The organism is Hymenobacter profundi, from assembly GCF_019334315.1.
Lineage (GTDB): Bacteria > Bacteroidota > Bacteroidia > Cytophagales > Hymenobacteraceae > Hymenobacter > Hymenobacter profundi.
The window spans coordinates 1-18,732 of sequence record NZ_JAHWGL010000068.1; the positions used below are offsets into that span (position 1 = coordinate 1).

At 59.0% G+C, this 18,732-nt stretch carries 18 protein-coding genes; 5 read left to right on the top strand and 13 right to left on the bottom strand.

The genetic code is table 11. The features are described 5' to 3' along the window. Window positions 1-202 precede the first annotated feature (202 nt). The 4 genes from KYK14_RS14985 to KYK14_RS15000 form a co-directional block, all read right to left on the bottom strand. Window positions 203-1,450 (bottom strand): glutamate-5-semialdehyde dehydrogenase, encoded by a 1,248-nt coding sequence (locus KYK14_RS14985; protein ID WP_219159914.1) that lies wholly within the window; start codon window positions 1,448-1,450, stop codon window positions 203-205. Window positions 1,451-1,537: 87 nt separating this feature from the next. After that, window positions 1,538-2,626 (bottom strand): glutamate 5-kinase, encoded by a 1,089-nt coding sequence (gene proB / locus KYK14_RS14990; RefSeq protein ID WP_219159916.1) that lies wholly within the window; start codon window positions 2,624-2,626, stop codon window positions 1,538-1,540. A 188-nt stretch (window positions 2,627-2,814) separates the two neighbouring features. After that, window positions 2,815-3,144 (bottom strand): DMT family transporter, encoded by a 330-nt coding sequence (locus KYK14_RS14995; RefSeq protein WP_219159918.1) that lies wholly within the window; start codon window positions 3,142-3,144, stop codon window positions 2,815-2,817. Between the two features lie 164 nt (window positions 3,145-3,308). Continuing rightward, complete coding sequence (locus KYK14_RS15000; protein ID WP_219159919.1) at window positions 3,309-4,844, bottom strand: SulP family inorganic anion transporter; 1,536 nt, start codon at window positions 4,842-4,844, stop codon at window positions 3,309-3,311. A gap of 331 nt (window positions 4,845-5,175) precedes the next feature. Here KYK14_RS15000 and KYK14_RS15005 point away from each other — a divergent pair, with 331 nt between their 5' ends. The 3 genes from KYK14_RS15005 (at window position 5,176) to KYK14_RS15015 (ending at window position 9,127) form a co-directional block, all read left to right on the top strand. After that, window positions 5,176-6,072 (top strand): LysR family transcriptional regulator, encoded by an 897-nt coding sequence (locus KYK14_RS15005; RefSeq protein WP_185282627.1) that lies wholly within the window; start codon window positions 5,176-5,178, stop codon window positions 6,070-6,072. Between the two features lie 246 nt (window positions 6,073-6,318). Next, window positions 6,319-7,521 carry a threonine synthase gene (locus tag KYK14_RS15010; protein ID WP_219159920.1) on the top strand — a complete coding sequence of 401 codons (1,203 nt, stop codon included), beginning with the start codon at window positions 6,319-6,321 and terminating at the stop codon, window positions 7,519-7,521. A gap of 205 nt (window positions 7,522-7,726) precedes the next feature. Continuing rightward, on the top strand, window positions 7,727-9,127 hold the full coding sequence (locus KYK14_RS15015; protein WP_374940588.1) for an ammonium transporter: 1,401 nt from the start codon (window positions 7,727-7,729) through the stop codon (window positions 9,125-9,127). A gap of 103 nt (window positions 9,128-9,230) precedes the next feature. On the opposite strand, the gene KYK14_RS15020 is transcribed toward KYK14_RS15015, so the two are convergent. From KYK14_RS15020 to KYK14_RS15050, 7 genes are all read right to left on the bottom strand, one after another. Then, window positions 9,231-10,436, bottom strand: coding sequence for a tetratricopeptide repeat protein (locus KYK14_RS15020; protein WP_219159921.1), 1,206 nt, complete (start codon window positions 10,434-10,436; stop codon window positions 9,231-9,233). Between the two features lie 24 nt (window positions 10,437-10,460). Further along, entirely contained in the window at window positions 10,461-11,675 is a 1,215-nt protein-coding gene (locus KYK14_RS15025; protein ID WP_219159923.1) for a tetratricopeptide repeat protein, read from the bottom strand. Window positions 11,676-11,691: 16 nt separating this feature from the next. Then, entirely contained in the window at window positions 11,692-13,056 is a 1,365-nt protein-coding gene (locus tag KYK14_RS15030; protein WP_185282631.1) for an ATP-binding protein, read from the bottom strand. 56 nt (window positions 13,057-13,112) lie between these two features. After that, entirely contained in the window at window positions 13,113-13,385 is a 273-nt protein-coding gene (locus KYK14_RS15035) for a DUF167 domain-containing protein (RefSeq protein WP_219159925.1), read from the bottom strand. Window positions 13,386-13,395: 10 nt separating this feature from the next. After that, window positions 13,396-13,596 (bottom strand): hypothetical protein, encoded by a 201-nt coding sequence (locus KYK14_RS15040; RefSeq protein ID WP_219159927.1) that lies wholly within the window; start codon window positions 13,594-13,596, stop codon window positions 13,396-13,398. A 168-nt stretch (window positions 13,597-13,764) separates the two neighbouring features. Further along, window positions 13,765-14,493, bottom strand: a complete 729-nt coding sequence (locus tag KYK14_RS15045) for an endonuclease III domain-containing protein (RefSeq protein WP_343217117.1) — start codon at window positions 14,491-14,493, stop codon at window positions 13,765-13,767. A 46-nt stretch (window positions 14,494-14,539) separates the two neighbouring features. Next, window positions 14,540-15,469: a hypothetical protein gene (locus KYK14_RS15050; RefSeq protein ID WP_219159929.1), complete on the bottom strand. Its 930-nt coding sequence runs from the start codon at window positions 15,467-15,469 to the stop codon at window positions 14,540-14,542. 238 nt (window positions 15,470-15,707) lie between these two features. On the opposite strand from KYK14_RS15050, the gene KYK14_RS15055 reads away from it, so the two are divergent. Next, window positions 15,708-16,523: a TrmH family RNA methyltransferase gene (locus KYK14_RS15055; protein WP_219159931.1), complete on the top strand. Its 816-nt coding sequence runs from the start codon at window positions 15,708-15,710 to the stop codon at window positions 16,521-16,523. Window positions 16,524-16,708: 185 nt separating this feature from the next. Here the strand turns inward: KYK14_RS15055 and nagA are convergent, their stop codons facing one another. Beyond that, window positions 16,709-17,833: an N-acetylglucosamine-6-phosphate deacetylase gene (gene nagA / locus KYK14_RS15060; RefSeq protein WP_219159933.1), complete on the bottom strand. Its 1,125-nt coding sequence runs from the start codon at window positions 17,831-17,833 to the stop codon at window positions 16,709-16,711. A gap of 130 nt (window positions 17,834-17,963) precedes the next feature. Between nagA and KYK14_RS15065 the strand changes: the two genes are divergently transcribed. After that, entirely contained in the window at window positions 17,964-18,242 is a 279-nt protein-coding gene (locus tag KYK14_RS15065; RefSeq protein WP_185282637.1) for an acylphosphatase, read from the top strand. 50 nt (window positions 18,243-18,292) lie between these two features. On the opposite strand, the gene KYK14_RS15070 is transcribed toward KYK14_RS15065, so the two are convergent. Next, window positions 18,293-18,589 carry a hypothetical protein gene (locus KYK14_RS15070; protein ID WP_219159935.1) on the bottom strand — a complete coding sequence of 99 codons (297 nt, stop codon included), beginning with the start codon at window positions 18,587-18,589 and terminating at the stop codon, window positions 18,293-18,295. Between the last annotated feature and the right edge of the window lie 143 nt (window positions 18,590-18,732).

Genomic DNA, 18,732 nt, shown 5'->3' on the forward strand with positions numbered 1-18,732 from the left:
TGGGCTTTCGGTGTGTGCAGGATTTGTAGCTGCTTGCCGTCGTCTGCCGGTCCGACGCCGTAGGCGTCCGACCGGTTTTCGTTGCTGATGTTCGCGCCAATAGAGGTAGGAGAGGCAAGCGTCAGCACGAAGCTCGGGCAACGACAACCGGTCGGACGCCTACGGCGTCGGACCGGCACGCGCCAGCATATAGCGCGTGCCGCTATGTCCTCACCTGCCCGTCGCCGCGCACTTGCCACTTGTAGCTAGTCAGCTCCTCTAGGCCCATCGGGCCGCGGGCGTGCAGCTTCTGCGTGCTGATGCCGATTTCGGCCCCTAGGCCAAACTGTGCGCCATCGGTGAAGGCGGTAGAGGCGTTGGCGTACACGGCGGCGGCGTCCACGGCATTCAAAAAACGCTCGATGTGCGCCGCGTCTTCCGACACAATGGCCTCGCTGTGCTTGGAGCCGTGGCGGGCAATGTGGTCCAGCGCCTCGTCGAGACTACCCACCGTTTTCACGGCCAGCTGCAACGACAGGAACTCGGTGCCGAAATCCTCGGGCCGGGCGGGTTGCAGCAACTCGGCGGGGTACACGCCGCGCAGGGCAGGGTAGGCGCGCTCGTCGGCGTGCAGGAGCACACCCGCGGTGGCGAGCGGGGCAAGTAGGGTAGGCAGGTCGATGAGGCGGCTTTCGTGCAGGAGCAGACAGTCCAGCGCGTTGCACACGCTCACGCGGCGCGTTTTGGCGTTGGCCACAATGGTACGGCCCTTCGCCAAATCGGCGGTTTCGTCGAAGTAGGTGTGTACAATGCCCGCGCCGGTTTCGATGACGGGCACGCGGGCGTTGTTGCGCACGAAATCAATGAGCTGCTGGCTGCCGCGCGGAATCAATACATCCACATAACCCACGGCTTGCAGCAGGGCAGCGGTGGCTTCGCGGTCGGCGGGGAGCAGGGTAGCCACGGCGGGGTTGAGGCCGTGCTGGCGCAGCACTTCATGGATAACGGAGATGATAGCGCGGTTGGAAAAATCGGCATCGGAGCCGCCTTTCAGCACGCAGGCGTTGCCGGTTTTCAGGCACAGCGCTACCACGTCGAAGGTCACGTTGGGCCGCGCTTCGTAGATGATGCCCACCACGCCCAGCGGCACGCGCACTTTGCGCAGGTGCAGGCCGTTGGCGAGGTCGGTTTCAGTGAGCACGGTACCGAGCGGCGAGGGTAGGGAGGCCACGTTGCGCAGGTCGTCGGCAATGGCTTGGATGCGCGCCGCTGAAAGCTGAAGCCGGTCGTACTTGGGGTCGTCGGAAGCCATACGGGCCAAGTCCTTCGCATTCTCAGCCAGGATAAGCTCGGTGTGTTGCACGGCAGCCTCGGCCACCGCCAGCAACACCGCGTTGATGGTATCGGGGGAGACTTGCGCGAGGGTGCGGCTGGCTTGCTGTGTGGCTTCGAAAGTAGGCGTGAGGTTCATAGGCGTGGTTTCTATTAGCTGTTAGCTGCTGGCTGTTAACTGCTGGCTATTAGCTGATAGCTGTTGTTCGTGATTGGAAGCTAACAGCTAAATATCAGCGTTCAAAAACAGATAATCGTAGTGCACCAGGGGCTTCTGCTGCTGTTGGCCTAACCGCTCGCGGGCTTGCGTGGCATCGTACTCCGCCATGCCCAGGCCCACGGCTCGGCCATCCTCAGCCAGTAGCCGAATGATGTCGCCCTTTTCAAACTCGCCTTCCACCGCCACCACGCCTACCGGTAGCAAGCTGGTAGCCTTGCCCGGCGTGTTGAGGGCCGCGCAGGCGCCCGCGTTGAGGCGCACGGTGCCTTTGGCGGCTGGCTCGGCGTGGGCCAGCCACTTCTTGCGGCCCGAGGCCGTGCGACTGGGTAGGAAGCGCGTGTTCACTACTTCGCCGCTCAGCACGCGGGGCAGCACGTTTTCGGTTTTGCCGTTGGCAATATGCACCGCAATGCCCAGTTGCGCCACTTTGTGGGCCATGTGGCACTTGGTAATCATGCCGCCGCGCCCGAACTGGGAGCGTTGCGTGGTCACGAAAGCCGAAAAATCGGGCGTATCGGGGCCAATCTCGCGGATAACGTGGGAGCTGGGGTCTTTCGGGTCGCCGTCGTAGATGCCATCCACATTGCTGAGAATCAGCAGGGCGTCGGCGTCGAGCATGGCGGCGAGCAGGCCGGCCAGCTCGTCGTTGTCGGTGAACATCAGCTCCGTTACGGATATCACATCATTCTCATTTACAATGGGGATGATGTTGTTTTGGAGCAGTGCCCGGAAGCAGTTCTGCATGTTGCGGTAGTGCTGCCGGTCGCGGAAATCCTCTTTCGTCACCAGCACCTGTGCGCACGTGAGCTGGTAGTGCGCCAGCAGCTCGGCGTAGGTGGTCAGCAGCTTCACCTGGCCCACAGCGGCCAACAGCTGGCGGCTGCTCACAGCATCGGCCTTGTCGGGCAGTTGCACTAGGCTGCGCCCCGCTGCCACCGCCCCCGATGACACCACAATCACCTCCCGCCCCGGCTGCTGGAGGTCGGCAATCTGTTCTACCAGGTGGGCAATACGGGCCAGATCGGGCGTGCCGTCGGCCTGGGTCAGTACGTTGGAGCCAATCTTGACGACGAGACGATGGTAAGGTAGGGCCATGAGTTGTGTTGAGTTAGTCTGGCGCGGTATAGAGACGCATATTTGCGTCTCGTCGTTGAACGTCTGCCGCCCGAATCGTTCAACGACGAGACGTAAGTATGCGTCTCTACACCGTTCCGGCGGGCAGGAAGGCCAGTGCGCAATCTAATAGTTTAAGGCGTAGCTACGCCAACAGTTCAACTATAGCCCTATTCATTCGATACGAACTTCAGCCCAATAATAGAGGCAATGAGCGTAGTCAGAAAAAAGACCCGCCAAAAGTCGGCCGGTTCCCGAAATACCACAATGCCCACCAGCACCGTGCCCACAGCCCCAATGCCCGTCCAGACGGCATAAGCCGTGCCGATGGGTAGGGTTTGGGTGGCGCGGTAGAGCAGCGTCATGCTGAGCGTGAGAAAGGCAAAGAACCCCAGCAGCCACAGCGTAGCCGCGGTGCCAGTGGTTTCTTTCATTTTGCCCAGGCAGGCCGCAAAGCCTACCTCACACAAACCCGCAATAAATAGGAGAAGCCAAGGCATAGGCTAGATGCGAAAAAGAAGTGAAAAGAGTTAAAAGGAACGTCATGCTGAGCGAAGCGCAGTCGAAGCATCTCTACCGCTTCGTTTCTATCATCAGGAGTTACTCACGGTAGAGATGCTTCGACTACGCTCCGCTTCGCTCAGCATGACGTTCTGATTACGCTTTACTCCGCCGTGTCGGCCACCACCTTATAGGTAGGGTCTTCCCAGTAATTCACATCAATCAGGGCCTGGGCGTTGGTGAGTAGGCGGCGGCAGTCGGGGCTGAGGTGGCGCAGGTGTAGGGTTTTGCCCAGCTTGGCGTAGCGCTCTGTGAGCTTGTTGAGGGCTTCGATGGCCGACAGATCCGTCACGCGGCTTTCGCGGAAGTCAATGATAACTTCTTGCGGGTCGCCGGCCGGGTCGAACTTCTCGTTGAAGGCTACCACGGAGCCGAAGAACAGCGGCCCGAAAATCTCGTAATGCTTGCGGCCCTGCTCGTCGAGGTGCTTGCGGGCACGGATGCGCAGGGCATTTTCCCAGGCAAAGGCCAGCGCCGAAATCACCACGCCCATGAGCACGGCCAGCGCCAGGTTTTGCGAAATGGCGGTAATAAGTGTCACCAGCGCCATCACGAGTACATCAGTGAGCGGCATGCGGCCAATGATGCGCAGGCTGGCCCACTCAAACGTGCCGATGACTACCATAAACATCACGCCGACCAGCGCCGCCAGCGGCAGCCGCTCAATCAGCGACGAGCCCACCAGCACGAACAACGCCAGCGCCACTGCCGCCACAATGCCCGACAGCCGGTGCCGCCCCCGCGACTCAATATTTACCATGGTTTGTCCAATCATGGCGCAGCCGCCCATGCCGCCCGTGAAGCCCGAAGCCACGTTGGCGAGGCCCTGGGCCACGCAATCCTTGTTGCCGCGGCCGCGGGTGTCGGTCAGCTCGTCCACTACCGTCAGGGTCAGCAGGCTTTCGGTGAGGCCCACCAGCGCCATGATGACGGAGTAGGGAAACACCAGCGCCAGCGTGTCCCAGGTGAAGGGTATGGAGGGCAGGTGGGGTAGGGGCAAGCCACCGCTGATAGAAGCAATATCGCCCACTGACTTGGTAGGCAGATTGCCAAAAATCACTAGCGCCGACACCACCAGAATCGCAATCAGCGACGACGGTACCGCTTTCGTAAGCTTGGGTAGGAAGTACACAATGGCCATGGTGAGCAACACTAGTCCCAGCATCAGCCACAGCGCCGAGCCCATGAGCCAGTGCGTGGCGCCGGCCGCATCCTCGGTCTTGAACTGCTCTAGCTGGGCCATGAAGATGATGATAGCCAGGCCATTCACAAAGCCAAACACCACCGACTGCGGCACCAGCCGGATAAACTTGCCCAACCGCAGCAGCCCTACCCCAATCTGAATGACACCCATCAGCACCACAGCGGCAAACAGGTACTCTACACCGTGCTGCTGCACCAGGCTCACAATTACCACAGCCACTGAGCCAGCCGCGCCCGAAATCATGCCTGGTCGGCCGCCCAGGATGCTGGTAATCAAACAAATGATAAAGGCCGAGCCAATGCCTACTAGGGGGCTCACGTGGGCCAGCAGGGCAAAAGCCACTACTTCGGGCACTAGGGCCAGGGCGGTGGTGAGGCCGGCCAATACTTCGTCCTTCGGGCTATAGCCCTTGGTTAACTTGTCGAGAAGAATCATGCAAGGAGGAGATGTTCCGACTAGCGTGCGCCGTCGGCCAGAAAAGCCTTGGAGAAGCTATTCTGTTAAAAATCAGAAAACTAAAAACGCGCGAAAAAGCCGCTACAGAAGGTAGGGGCTGAACTAAGCTGAGCGAAAGTCACTCAGGGTGGAGTAGGAATGGGCGCGAGAAGGTAGATCGTCATAACGATAGGACAAAGGTACGCCAGAAGCCCGAAAGCGTATAATGGAGATCGAGCCGCTCCTTACCTGCCAGCTGCTGGCGTGCACAAGCAAGCTTTTTTGCTTCGTGTACAAGTCTGAAATTCGCTGTAAACAGTAAACTTGCTGGATGCTTTCCTACCCGCACGAAGTTTTTCTGGAAGTGGCCCGGCAGCTGAGCTTCACCAAGGCCAGCCAAACGCTTTTCGTGACGCAGTCGGCGGTGAGCAAGCAGGTAAAGGCCTTGGAAGAGCACTACAAAACGGGGCTGTTTGAGCGCCTTGGCAGCACGGTAAAGCTGACGCCCGCGGGCGAACTGCTCTACCAGAAGCTGCTGCTGGCCCGGCAACTCCAGCACGAGCTGCACCGCGACATGGCGGCGCTCAGCGAGGCGTTTTCGCCGCAGGTGCACATGGTCATTGGGGCCAGCACCACCATTTCGCTCTACGTGATTCCGCCGGTGCTCTCGGCTTACCTCAGCAAGTTCCCGAACACCCAGCTCACGCTTAAAAACCGCAACAGCGAGAACATCCTCAAAGCCCTGCTCGACCACGAAATCGACCTGGGCATTATTGAAGGCATTCACAAAGTCAGCAACGTCACTTACACGCCCTTGCTCACCGACGAGGTAGTAGCAGTATGCTCGGCCCGCAACCCGTTTCGGCAGAAAGAGTTGCTGGCGAAGGACTTGCTTCGGGTGCCCGTGGCTCTGCGGGAGGTAGGCTCGGGCACGCTGGCAGTGCTGGAAGAAGCCCTTTCGGAGAAAGGTATCAAGCTGACTGACCTACCCGTGAAGGTGCGCCTGGGTGGCACCGAGGCGCTCAAAAACTTTGTGCGCGTAGATACCTGTCTGGCCTTCCTACCACGCCAAGCGGTGATGAAAGAGCTGGCAGCCGGCGAGCTGGTAGAAGTGCCCGTGCACGACCTGAACCTGGTGCGTCACTTCGATTTCGTGCAGCGCAAAGGCACCGAAAACAACCTGCCTTACAAAAGCTTCGTGCAGTTCGCGCAGCGGTATTATCGGTGAGGGGGTAGAAGGTAATAGAGTAAACAGTGTGTCATCCTGAGCTTGCGAAGGACCTTCTCACGTAAGAACGATAGTCATAACAACGACTCGTTCACGCGTGAGAAGGTCCTTCGCAAACTCAGAATGACAAACCACTTATTTGCTGCCTGTATTTAGCAGCCAGTATTCCAAACTGGCATAGCCTATTCCAAATAGCTGTTAGGTTCAGGAATGAACAGGGCGGAGTTTTGCGTAGACTTTACTACTATGCTGACTTCCATTGAACTCATTTCTCGTCTGCACGAGCTACACTGCTCGGTGTGCGGCCAGCCTCACACTGCCTACCTGTTGCAAACCGTGTCGGAGTGCCACGCGGCGCCGCTGGAGGCAGTGTACGACCAGCGCCCGCGCTTGACTCGCGCCGCGGCCATCAACGTGCACGATGCCTCCATGTGGCGCTACCGGGCCATGCTGCCCCTGCTCGACGACGAAAACAAGGTGACGCTGGGTGAAGGCTTCACGCCCATTCTACCTCTGCGTCAGCTGGCGGGCCGTTATAATCTGCGCGAGCTATTGCTCAAAGATGAAGGTCAAAACCCAACCGGCTCCTTTAAAGCCCGTGGCCTGAGCATGGCTGTGTCGAAAGCAAAGGAGCTGGGAAGTACGGGGTGCATTATCCCCACGGCTGGCAACGCGGGCGTGGCCATGGCGGCCTACTGCGCCCGCGCTGGCCTGCGCGCCGTGGTAGTGATGCCGCGCCACACGCCCACAGCTTTTCGGGAAGAATGCTACTGGTATGGGGCCGAAGTGCATCTCGTGGATGGCCTCATCAACGACTGCGCCGCCCGCGTGCGCGAGCTGAATAGCCGCAACGAGTTGCTGGACGTGTCTACCCTAAAAGAGCCCTACCGCCTCGAAGGCAAGAAAACCATGGGCTACGAGCTGGCCGAGCAGCTCGACTGGCAACTGCCCGACGTGCTGCTCTACCCTGCTGGCGGCGGCACTGGCCTCATTGGCATCTGGAAGGCTTTCCGGGAGATGCAGGTGCTGGTCTGGCTACCTGAAAACGCGAAGCTACCACGCATGGTAGCCGTGCAGGCCGAGAATTGCCAGCCGCTGGCCGACACCTATTTCGGTCGTCAGGCCAATTGCGCCGCTTATGTGGGGCAGCCTACCATTGCCAATGGCCTCGCGGTGCCGCGCCCCCTGGGCGAGCAAATGATGCTGCGCGTATTGCGAGAATCCGGCGGCACGGTGGTAAGCATTTCCGACGAAGATATGCTGGAAGGAATGCGCGAGCTAGGCCAGCTAGAGGGCCTGTTTGTAGCGCCCGAAGGCGCCGCCGTGTGGATGGCCGCGCGTCATCTGCTAACAGCCGGCACTATCAGCCCCGACGAGCAAATTTTGCTACTCAACACTGGATCAGGTCAGAAATATCTGGATAATGTTCTTGGCAGGGCCAGGGGGTAGAGAAAATACTGAGAGAGAAGATGAAAAAGGAAAAGAGCAGTATTATGCGTTGTTTGATGTAAAATTTATAGGTATAAATCGTAAATAATAGATGTTTTTGAGAAAAAGGGGGTAAATATTGCAGGGTATCTGGATGAAAAATGCGTTTCAAGTGTATATTGCCCTTGGAAACTATACCCCCTGGTCCTCTCAATCACCTCTACGTATGTCTTCCCCTTCTACTCTACGGCCAAGCTACACCCTGTTTTCGCTATTCGCGCTGGTAGCCATTAGCTTAGTAGTAGCGCTGGTGCCCATGGAGCACCCCGCCGCCGCGCCCGATTCGCTGAATGGCGCCGACGTTGCCTGGATGCTCACCGCTACCGCCCTCGTGCTGATTATGACGCCGGGCCTGTCGTTTTTCTACGGCGGTATGGTGCGCCCCAAGAACGTTATCAGCACCATGCTCCAGAGCTTTGTAGCCATGGGCGTTATCACGGTGCTGTTTTACCTGGTAGGCTTCTCGCTGGCCTACGGCGACTCCTGGCACGGATTGATTGGTAATCCTTTGACCTTTATAGCCCTTCGTAATGTAGGCACGGCGCCCAATCCGGCGTTTGCGGCTACTATTCCGTTTGTGCTATTCTTCGCGTTTCAGCTGAAGTTCGCCGTTATCACGCCGGCCCTGATTACCGGTTCGTTTGCGGAACGCGTGCGTTTCAAGGGCTACCTGGCGTTTATGGTGCTGTTCAGCCTGTTCATTTACTGCCCGCTGGCCCACTGGACCTGGCACCCCGAGGGCTTCCTGCGACAGTGGGGTGTGCTCGATTTTGCGGGTGGTACGGTGGTGCACATCTCGGCCGGCATTGCGGCCTTGGCCGGGGCCATGGTGCTGGGGCGCCGCTCTACGCACATTCGTCAGAGTTCTTTCTCAACGCCCAACGTACCCTACGTAATGCTGGGCACCGGCCTGCTGTGGTTCGGCTGGTTTGGCTTCAACGCTGGTTCCTCGCTGGGCGCCAACGATATAGCTGCTCTTTCCTTCGTGAATACTACCCTGGCTTCGGGGGCGGCCCTCATTGCCTGGATGCTGATTGAAACCATTTGGGGTGGCAAGCCCACGGCGCTGGGCGCCTGCATTGGAGCAGTGGTAGGCCTGGTGGCCATCACGCCCGCGGCCGGCTATGTGCAGAGCGGACACAGCATCTTCATTGGGGTTATTTCCTCATTGATTAGCTACGCCGCCGTGCACTGGAAAAACAGCCGCACCACTCTCGACGATACCCTCGACGTTTTCCCCTGCCACGGCCTGGGCGGTATCGTAGGCATGTTGCTCACGGGTGTGTTTGCTGATAAGGTAGGGCTGATTCATGGGTCGGCTACCACGTTTGGCTACCACGTGCTGGCGCTGGTTATCGTAGTAGCCTACACCTTTGTAGGCTCCTGGATTTTGCTGAAAATAACGGCCAGCATCTTCGGATTACGTGTGAAACCAGCCGACGAGGAACTAGGCCTCGACCTGAGCCAGCACGAAGAATCGACCTACCACGTTGATGAGGAGTATGAGCGCACCTTCCGCAAGAGTCCGGCACAACATGAGTCGGAGCCAGAGCTGATTTCTCGGTAAACGCGAAGAAGTACGCTGTAAACACGAACGTCCCGCCTTCATAAGGCGGGACGTTCGTGTTTACAGCGTGTTTTAAGTCTAAACAGCTTCAGAGCAAAGCTTTCTACCGCAACGCATAGGTCCAGACGTACACCACGAGGCCACCGAAATACAGAGCCAGTGCGGGCGTAACGTAGGTTTGCGGCAAGCCAAACGCCACGAGGCCAACGGCTATGAGCCCTACCACCGCCAAGCCACCCGCAAACCACATCGACTGGCGCTGGCGTTTGGGGGCCAGCAGCCGCCACGTGCCCACTACCGGAAACAGTAGCCCCAGCGTGGCAAAGCCCAGCAACTCCACCGCTGGCAGCTGGCCCAGTAGCCCACCCACTACCGCCGCCGTGCCACCCAGCAGTAGCACCAGAAACTGGTTCGACTGACGTATCTGGTCGGTGCTGAGGGCGTGGCGGCCGTGGCTGTTCAGGCGCAGCAAAGAGTTGAACAGCGGATCAGCAAACCAACTCATGAACACCAACAGCAAGTACAGCGGTAGCAGCAGCGGCACAAACCGCGCCAGCACCCACAGCCCGATAAACAAGGCCCGGCGGGTGCCGTCACTCAGAGTGGTAGACCAATACGCAAATTTCAGGAAGCCCCGGTACAGCCAGTAGCGAGCTTTGAGAGCTTCTACCAAACCTTCGCGGGCGTAGTCGGAGGTAGGGTGGAGGCGCAGGGCCTCGCGGAAGAACCCCAGCGCCTGCTTGGGCCGGCCGGCTTCTAGGGCTACCCAGCCGGCATCGGCGTGAGTGCCAGCCGCGTCGGGGTCGTGGCGCAGGGCCTCTTGGAGCGTGTCGGCAGCATCGGCGCGGCGGCCCAGGCGAGCCAGTGCCCGCCCGCGCAGCCCCAGGCAGTCGATGTGGGCAGGGTCGTAGCGCAGGCCGGTTTCGGCGGCGCGCAAAGCCGCTTCCCATTGCCCCCTCCGAAACCGGATGATGCCCAGCGTGTGGTGGTAGTTGGGGTCGGCGGGGTCCAGCGCCAGCGCCTGCTCAATGGCCTGCTGGGCCTCCTGGGGCCGGTGCTGCCGCAGGTGGGCCAGGCTAAGCAGGTAGTAAGCAAAGTCGTACTCCGGCGCTAGGTGGATGGCCAGTTCCGCTTCCTGCTGTCCTTCTTCCAACTTATTCTGCTCCAATAAGGCCATGCCCAGCCAGCCGTGCGCCAGGGCATCGGTAGGGTCGTCGTGCAGCATCTGGCGCAGCTCCTGCTCAGCTTGCGGGGCACGCTCTTGACGTAGGAGCAGCAGGATGCGTTCGGTCCAGTGAGTTACGGGCATGAAGAACAACGTAAGTGGGACCTGCTACTCTTGTTGTTGAGCATGTGGTTTAGCGGGTCGGAACAACTGATATATCAGCAGGAAAAGCCCAAAAATAGCCAGGAAGCCCCGGCTTTCGGTAGCAGAATCAGGATTTTGCCAAAAGCCGTGTAGCATAAGCAGGGCATTACCACCCGGCGAGAGTAGCAACAGGAAGCCCAGGGGAAGCCGCTTGTCGCCCTCTCGAAAGCGCCGCCACGCATTGCGCAGCGGAAAAACCAGCCCACCTCCTACCAGCGCCCACACCAACGGTAGGCTGGCTGGCAACAGAGCAGCGCTAGCGATGGTGAAGCCTCCCCAGATCAGTCCACCATAAAACCAGGCATCGGTGGGCGTGGGGGCGCGTTGCTCTTGCTGGTATCGCCAGTCCAGCACGGCACTCAGCAACCACGCACCGGCCAGGGGTAGCAGCAACAGGCAGCAGCACAACGTCAGACAAACCGCCCACAGCTTACCTCGAAACGTTGGCGCCTGCCAGTAATGGTGAATCTTTTTCTTTTGTGCCTCTGCCCACACAATGGGCTGTCGCCACCAGTGCGTGTCGTGGATAGCTTGCTGTAAGAGGCGGTGCGCTACCTGTAAAGTAGGGTCGAGGCGAAGGGCTTCGCGCAAGTGGGGTAGGGCGGCAGCGGCTTGCTGCCGTTCCAGCAGCGCCGAGCCCACGTTGAGCCGCACAATGGCCGTGCTCGGTGCCAACACCAGTAGTTGCGTAAACACGGCGTCGGCGCTGGTGTAGTCGTGCAGTTTGTTGAGGCCCATGCCCAACCACAATAAGTTGCCCGCATGCTGGGGCTCCAGGTTGAGCCCCGCATAGGCTACCTCGGTAGCAGCCGCATATAAGCCCGCAAACCACAAAATCTGACTGCGCAGGGCGTAGTACCGGACCACATCGGGGCGCAGGCGTAGGGCCTGGATAATGGCCTCATCAGCGGCCATATAGCGGCTGAGCAGGTGCTGCACTTGGGCCAGCAGGAAGAAAGCGCTGGGCTCCTCGGGGGCCAGTGCAATGGTTGTGCGGCTCATTTCCAGCGCTTCGGACAACCGGCGCTGCCGCAGCAACGCCTCCGTTAGCGTGAGATGCGCCTGCACGTCGTACGGTTCCTGCTGAAGCCGGCGCATGGCCAGTTGGGCCGCATCGACGGGGCGGTGGTGCTGAAGCAGGAGCGCTGCCCGGGCAAACCATTCTTCTTCCTGCCTCATCACACAAGCCGTTGGGCTACTCCCGCGGTTTTTTGATGCCTAGATACGTCAGGATGTCGTCGTACACGCCGCCCTCGTTGGAATAGAGCGCGTAGTTTTTGGCCGTGGCAAACCACTCCTTGGTGCTGGGGCGCACCTGACCAATGGCTTGCAGAAAATCGGCCTGCTCTAGGGGTAGGGGGCGGCCCTGCTTCATCGATTCCCGCAACCGGTTTTCGATGGCCACATCTACCAGCGCTTTGAGGTCGGCGCCAGAAAAGCCGGCGGTTTTGGCGGCCAGCGCTGCTACTTGCACGTTGGCAGCCAGGGGCTTTTCGCGTAGCATCACCTCCAGCACTGCCTGACGGGCAGCTTCATCGGGGGGCGTTACGAGCACAATGCGGTCGAAGCGGCCGGGACGGCGGAAGGCCGCATCCAAGTGCCAAGGCGCATTGGTAGCAGCCATGATGAGCACGCCGTCGTTGGCGCTAACGGCGCCATCCAACTCGGCCAGAAACTGGTTGATAACCGTGCGGCCCGCGCTCTGGCGCAAGTCGTGGCGGTTGGCAGCCAGAGCGTCTACCTCATCAAAAAATAGCACGCACGGCGCCTGCAACCGGGCCATCTGAAACAGTTGGTGTAGGTTTTTCTCGCTGTTGCCCAACCACATATCCAGAATGTCGTTGATGCCGACGTTAATAAACGACGCCTGTACCTCGCCGGCGGTAGCGCGGGCCAGGTGGGTTTTGCCGCAGCCGGGCGGGCCATACAGCAGCAGTCCGCCGCCGGTGGCTTTGCCATAGGCTTTATACAGGTCTGGGAATTGTAGTGGATGAATGATTTTGAGGCGAATTTCCTCTTTCACCGCTTCCATGCCGCCCACATCGGCAAAGTTGATTTTGGGCTTTTCGAGGCCCGCAAACAGGGCTTGTTCGTCTACCACCGGCGCGCTATCCGTAGGCCGCGGGCCTTGTGCGGGCACAGGCGTGGCCGATTCGCGCAGTTGGGCCGCCAATGCGGCGTCTTCCAGGGTAGGGTTATAGTGCAGAGCGGTTTCGTACGCCTCGCGGGCGGCTACCTGCTGGCCGGTTTGGGCAAGCAGGCGGGCGTGCAGCAAGTGGGCGCGGGCGTGTTCGGGGGCGCTGGTCAGTAGTTCTTCTACTACTACAAACGCTGCCGAGGTCTTGTGCAAACCCGTGTAAACCTCAGCCAGACCCAACTGCAAATCCGTATCGGCGGGTGCCTGCCGCAAGCCGGTGCGGTACAATTCTTCGGCTTCGGGCAGGCGTTGTGCCTGCACTAGCAGGCCGGCTACGTGCTTGCGAAGGGGTAGATTATCTGGCGAGAAGGTAAGCGCTTCCAGCAGTGGTTGAATAGCGGATGGATCGGGTAAAGTAGCCATAAGCAAACACGAATCGTTGTACTTGCAAGCTACGCCCTTTCGCGGTTTTGTGCTAACTAATCTGTGTTATATTGCTGCAAAACCGTTTGCAAGTCAATTTCTGACACATCATGGAGGGCTACTTTTTTAAAAGGTGCCGTGTGACCACTCAGAAGCTCAACGCTTGATTTCGCTATGCCGAACAGCTCAGCCAGGTAGGCCAGCAGACAAATGTTGGCTTTGCCATCTTGAGCGGGCGCTTGCAGGCGCACCGTTACGGTGCCATCGGGGGCTACCAGCAACTGGTTGCGGCGGGCGTTGGGCTTAGCTTTAAGGTGAAGAATGGCCAAAACAGCTTCCTTACGCGGGGTCGTTGTAAGCGTCGTACACGTTCCAGGTCCATACCAGGAAAGGCACAATAAACGTCCACCACAAGAAGAAGCCAACCACACCGCTAATCACCCAAATGAACAGCGCTTTCAGGATCTGACCTTTAATCAGTTGGCCCAAACCGGGCAAAAACATGGAAACGAGGGCTGGAACGCCGTAGGTCTGTTTCATTAGTTGCTTGTTTGATATGATGGTGTGCTATCTACTGGTTTCGGCACACAGTATTGAAACGCCGTTTTCTTCAGATGGTTGAAATGATGGGATAGTATTCTCCATGAGTACCCCAGCACATCAAACCATGCGCATATCAGCTCATCAATACACCAGCTCATCAAACAATTAACCTCCTACCCGTACTTGCCCAAAAGGACACTGGTCGAGCACCACGCAACGCCCGCAGGCGGGAGCAGCGTAGTAGCAGCATTTCTGCCCATGAAACATGAGAGCTTCGTGGTGGTCGTAGACTTGCTGGGCAGTCCAATCGGGGGGTAGGAGGGCGGCCAATAGGGCGTGCGCGGGGCCTTCGCCTACCTTCGGGCCAATCAGGCCCAGGCGCTGGGCCACGCGGTGGTGGTGGCTGTCGACGGGCATGGCGGGCCGGTGCAACGTGCTGAACAGCAGCACGGCGGCGCTGGTTTTGGGGCCTACCCCCGGCAGCTGTTCCAGCCAGGCCCGGGCCTCCGGAATGGGCAACTCAGCCAGAAACTCCAGGTGGCAGGGGCCGTCGCAGCGGGTGCTTACCTCGCGCAGCACGGCTTGCAAGCGCGGGGCCTTTTGTTCGGGCCAGGTGCAGGGATTGATGGCCGCTTCTACCTCCGCCGTAGGGGCATCGCGCACGGCATCCCAAGTCGGAAACCGGGCGCGCAGCTGTTGGTAGGCGCGGTGCGAATCCTGGTTTTTGGTGCGGTGCGAAAGCAAGGAGCTAATCAGCTCACTCAGCGGGTCTTTCTCACTGAAAAACGGAAAAGGCGCGCCGTACTGCGCGCAGAGGCGCGTGTGTACCAGCAGCGCCTTTTCCTGACGGGCTTCGAAGGTAGGGGAGTCGGCGGCGGCGGGAGAGGGCTTCACTTGTTTGCCTACGCAAAGCGCCGGCTGCAAGGTTGCCCGCGCTACTTTACCGACCGGCGTTGTTGCCGCTGTTGTAGATCGTAATGGCTTGTCTAATGCTGTTTTGCTGCTTGCCTTGTAACACCAGCGGCACAATCAGCAGCGGGATGCCAGCATATACCAACGGCGAAACAGCAGACTGGCCCGGGTTGGGGTTAAACGAGGATACCAGTCCAGCCACCAGCAAGCCGCCAGCAGCCACGTAGCTAAGGGTAGTGATGGTTTGGTAGCGGCGCGCCTGGGCTAGCAGGGCGCTGGCGCCGGCGTTGTCGGATACGGCTACGCCGAGGTTGCGTATGTTCAAATCCTGCACCGGGCCGTTTTCCTTGCTGAAGTAGGTAGTCTTAACGGTTCGGTAGCCGCCATAAGGATAGCCCCCAAAACCACCGCCGTATGGCATGCCGAAGCCACCGTAGCCAAACGGGCTATACCCAAAAGGACTACCGCCCGCGTACTGTGTGCGCGTGATGGAATAGAGGCTCAGGCGGCCTACCCGGTCGCGGCGCAGGGTAGCCTCGCGGCGCGACTTAGGCAGGGTAGTACGCACATAGAAGCCGGTTTCATCTTCGTAATACCGCACCTGATCGAAGTCGATGCGCTGCTGACCGTCAAGCAGCAGGAAGTTGCGCCCAAACACGGGCTGCTTGATTTCGACGTCGTAGGCGCGGTATACTTGCCCGCTTTTCAAGCCCACTGCGTAGCGGGTAGTATTGGCCGGGGGTAGGCTCTGCATCTGGCGTTGCCGCTGTTGCTGGCGCATCTCGGCCTCCGATACGGTGGGCGGCGGCGCCAGTTGGGGCCGCACCGTGTCGGGGGCGGCTACGGGCGTGGGGGCTGCTTGCGGCAGCGTGTTGAGTTGGCGAGGGCCCTCCTGCTGCGCCCATGCGGCGGGCGCACCCAGCAAGAGTACGGCGAAGAGAAAGGAGCGGCAAGTCATGGGACGTAGAGAAAAAACAGAAGCCCAAAAAAACGGGGTCGGCATGAAGGTAAAATTAATTTTGCTACGCTGCTAGCCGAAAATTGATGGAACGGCCAAACCATTAGCACATGGATAACCACTGGCTATCCAATGGTTGCATAACGTTGGAAAGTTTGGGTATGGTATGAGACTAAGGCATTCGCAAACGTCCAATTTATTGCCTGTCGGTACCAACCCGCCCGTATCTTTGCCCACCATGTCTGACCTCATCACCAGCCCCCAGAATCCACGTATCAAAGCCCTACTACGGTTGCAGCAAAAGTCGTCGGAACGGCGCCAGCAGGGCCTGACCATTGTAGAAGGCCTGCGGGAGCTGACCGTGGCGCGGCAGGCAGGTGTAGTGGTGCCCACCGTGTTCATCTGCCCCGAACTGGCCGGCGCTGCGCAACCGCCTACCCTCGCCGCGGCGCTTGACAAAAGCACGGAGTGGGTAACCGTATCGAAAGCTGTGTTCGAGCGCGTGGCCTACCGTGAAGGCTCTGATGGTGTGCTGGCCTTGGTACGTCCGCCCCACCACACACTAGCCGACATTCATCTACCCTCCAATCCACTGTTGCTGGTGCTGGAAGCCGTAGAAAAGCCCGGTAACCTGGGTGCCATTCTGCGCACCGCCGACGCCGCGCAGGCTACCGCCGTCATCGTTTGCGACCCGCGCACCGACCTTTATAACCCTAACGCCATTCGCAGCAGCATTGGCTGTATTTTCACGGTGCCTACGATAGCCACCTCTCGGCCCGAGCTACTGGCGTGGTGCCAAAAGCACGGCATCCGCACCTACGCCGCTGCCCTCACCGACGCGGCTCTACCCTACACTACCCGCGACTTTCGTGGCCCTACAGCTCTCGTAATGGGCACCGAAGCCGACGGCCTGACCCCCGAGTTGCGCGAGGCCTGCGACGAAACCATCATCATCCCCATGCGCGGCGCCATTGATTCCCTCAATGTAAGTACAGCCACTGCGATACTGACGTTTGAAGCCGTGCGGCAGAGAGGTGAAATGGTGAGTTTGTGAAGTTGCGAAATTGTGAGTAGTGAGTAAAAATTACGGCTGCCATCCTGAGCTTGCGAAGGACCTTATCACGCGGGAACGACCATCGTACCAATGACTCGTTCAATTGGCATAAGGTCCTTCGCAAGCTCAGGATGACAGACGCTTTTGTATTCACCACTTCACAGATTCACCACTTCACCATCTCACTACCCATTCCAAGCTAACTCCCCCGCCAGCACAGTGCCTTGCACCTCATACTCATCATTGAATAAGCATAAATCAGCGCGGTAGCCGGGTTGGATGAGGCCTAGCTCATCGTCGAGGGCGAGGACCTGGGCGGGGTAGAGGGTGGCCATGCGCAGGGCTTCTTCCAGGGGTAGTCTCACCTCTTGCACGCAGTTGCGCACGGCATCCATCATGCTGAGGGCTGAGCCGGCCAGCGTCCCGTTTTCATCCACGAAACGGTTCTCGGCCCGGCGGAAGCGGTAGGCGCCGTGGGTGCCGGCTTCCACGGCATCGGTAATCAGAAATAGCCGCTTGCCCAGCATTTTGTGGCTGATGCGCACGGCCGCAAAGTCGCAGTGCACGCCGTCGGCAATGATGCTGGCGTGGGCCGAATCGGCGTCGTAGATGGCGCCCACCAGTCCCGGCGCTCTACTTTCCAGCGCCGACATGGCATTGAACAAGTGCGTGGCCGTAGTGAAACCTTCTTTGAACGCCGCCGCGCCCTGCGCGTACGTCGCATTGGAATGCCCTGCCGACAAGACTACTCCAGCCCGACGCAGCAGGGCTACTATTTCCGGCGTGGTTACCTCGGGTGCCAGGGTCATCATGCGCAGGACACCTTCGCCTACCGTGAGCAGCTCCGCCACCGCATCGGTAGTGGCTTGTTGAATGAACTCTTCCTGGTGCGCGCCTTTCTTGACGGGGTTGATGTAGGGACCTTCTAGGTGAATACCCAGCAGACTGGGGTGCCCGGCTTGTTGGTAGTCGTGGCCGGCTTGCAGCGCCTCCCGCATCATCTCGGGCGAGTTGGTGGGCATAGTAGCTTGGAAGCTGGTGGTGCCGTGGCGGCGCACGTAGGCCTGTAGCTTCTGCAACGATTCCACCGTCGGATCAACCGAAAATAATGCTCCGCCGCCCCCATAAATCTGCAAATCGATAAAGCCGGGGCTCACGTTGCAGCCGCGGCCATCTATGCGGTCCACGTCGGCAGGAGCGGCCACTTCGGGTACAATAGCGGCCACATGGCTTCCTTTAATCAGCACGGCGTGGTCGTGCAAAACAGTGGTGCCGCTGTAGATGGTGCAATTGGTGAGCAGGTAGGACATGGTTGCGGAGTAAGCGGGTGTAGGGAAGCGTTGTGATAAGCTACTAAACGGCGATGAGTAGGTAGGGTATTGAAAGCAGTTGATGTTCTCACGCTCAACCTGCCTCCTTGCCCTACCGTAGGCATACGTTATGGCACACGAACACCGCACATTTCGCATTCATGGACGCGTACAAGGCGTGTTTTTTCGGCAGAGCGCAAAACAGGAAGCGCGCCTACTCGGCCTCACTGGCTACGCCCGCAACAACGATGATAATACCGTTACAATTGAGGCCGAAGGGCCTGCGGAGGCGCTGAACAAGCTGGCCACTTGGTGTAAGCACGGCCCCAGCACCGCCAAGGTAGAGCGGGTAGAGGAAGCGGTAGGGGAAGTACAGGGCTACACTGAATTCGAAGTGAGACGCCATTAAAAAAGGCCCGACGTGCGCCGGGCCTTCTTCTATTTTACTATGTAATCTGCCTAACTGGCCTTGTTGTACACGGTTTTCTCCAACCGCTCAATGCGCTGCTGCAAGCTCTCTATATCGGTATGCTGCTGAGTTTGCTGGGTAGCCACACCATCGTAGCGCGCTGTCTGCCGATTCATAGCATCAATAACGGCCTCTGTCATGCGGTCGAAAGAGTTGTTAAGCCGCGCGAGGCCTTCGTTCATATCTTGCTGCATTTGTGCCTGTTGTTGCTGCACTTGCTCTAGCGTAATCAGAATATCAGCTACCACTTCGGGTAGGTCGCGCTTACTGCGGTTCTCGGAATCCATATAGTATAAAGCGTAAGCCAGTAGGCTAAGATACGTAATCGGTCTGGCAGTTGATAAAGCCGAAAAATGAAAAGGGACGCAACCTCCGCGGTTGCGTCCCTTTTACAAACTAAAGGCTAAAAGCCATCAGCTAATAGTTCTTT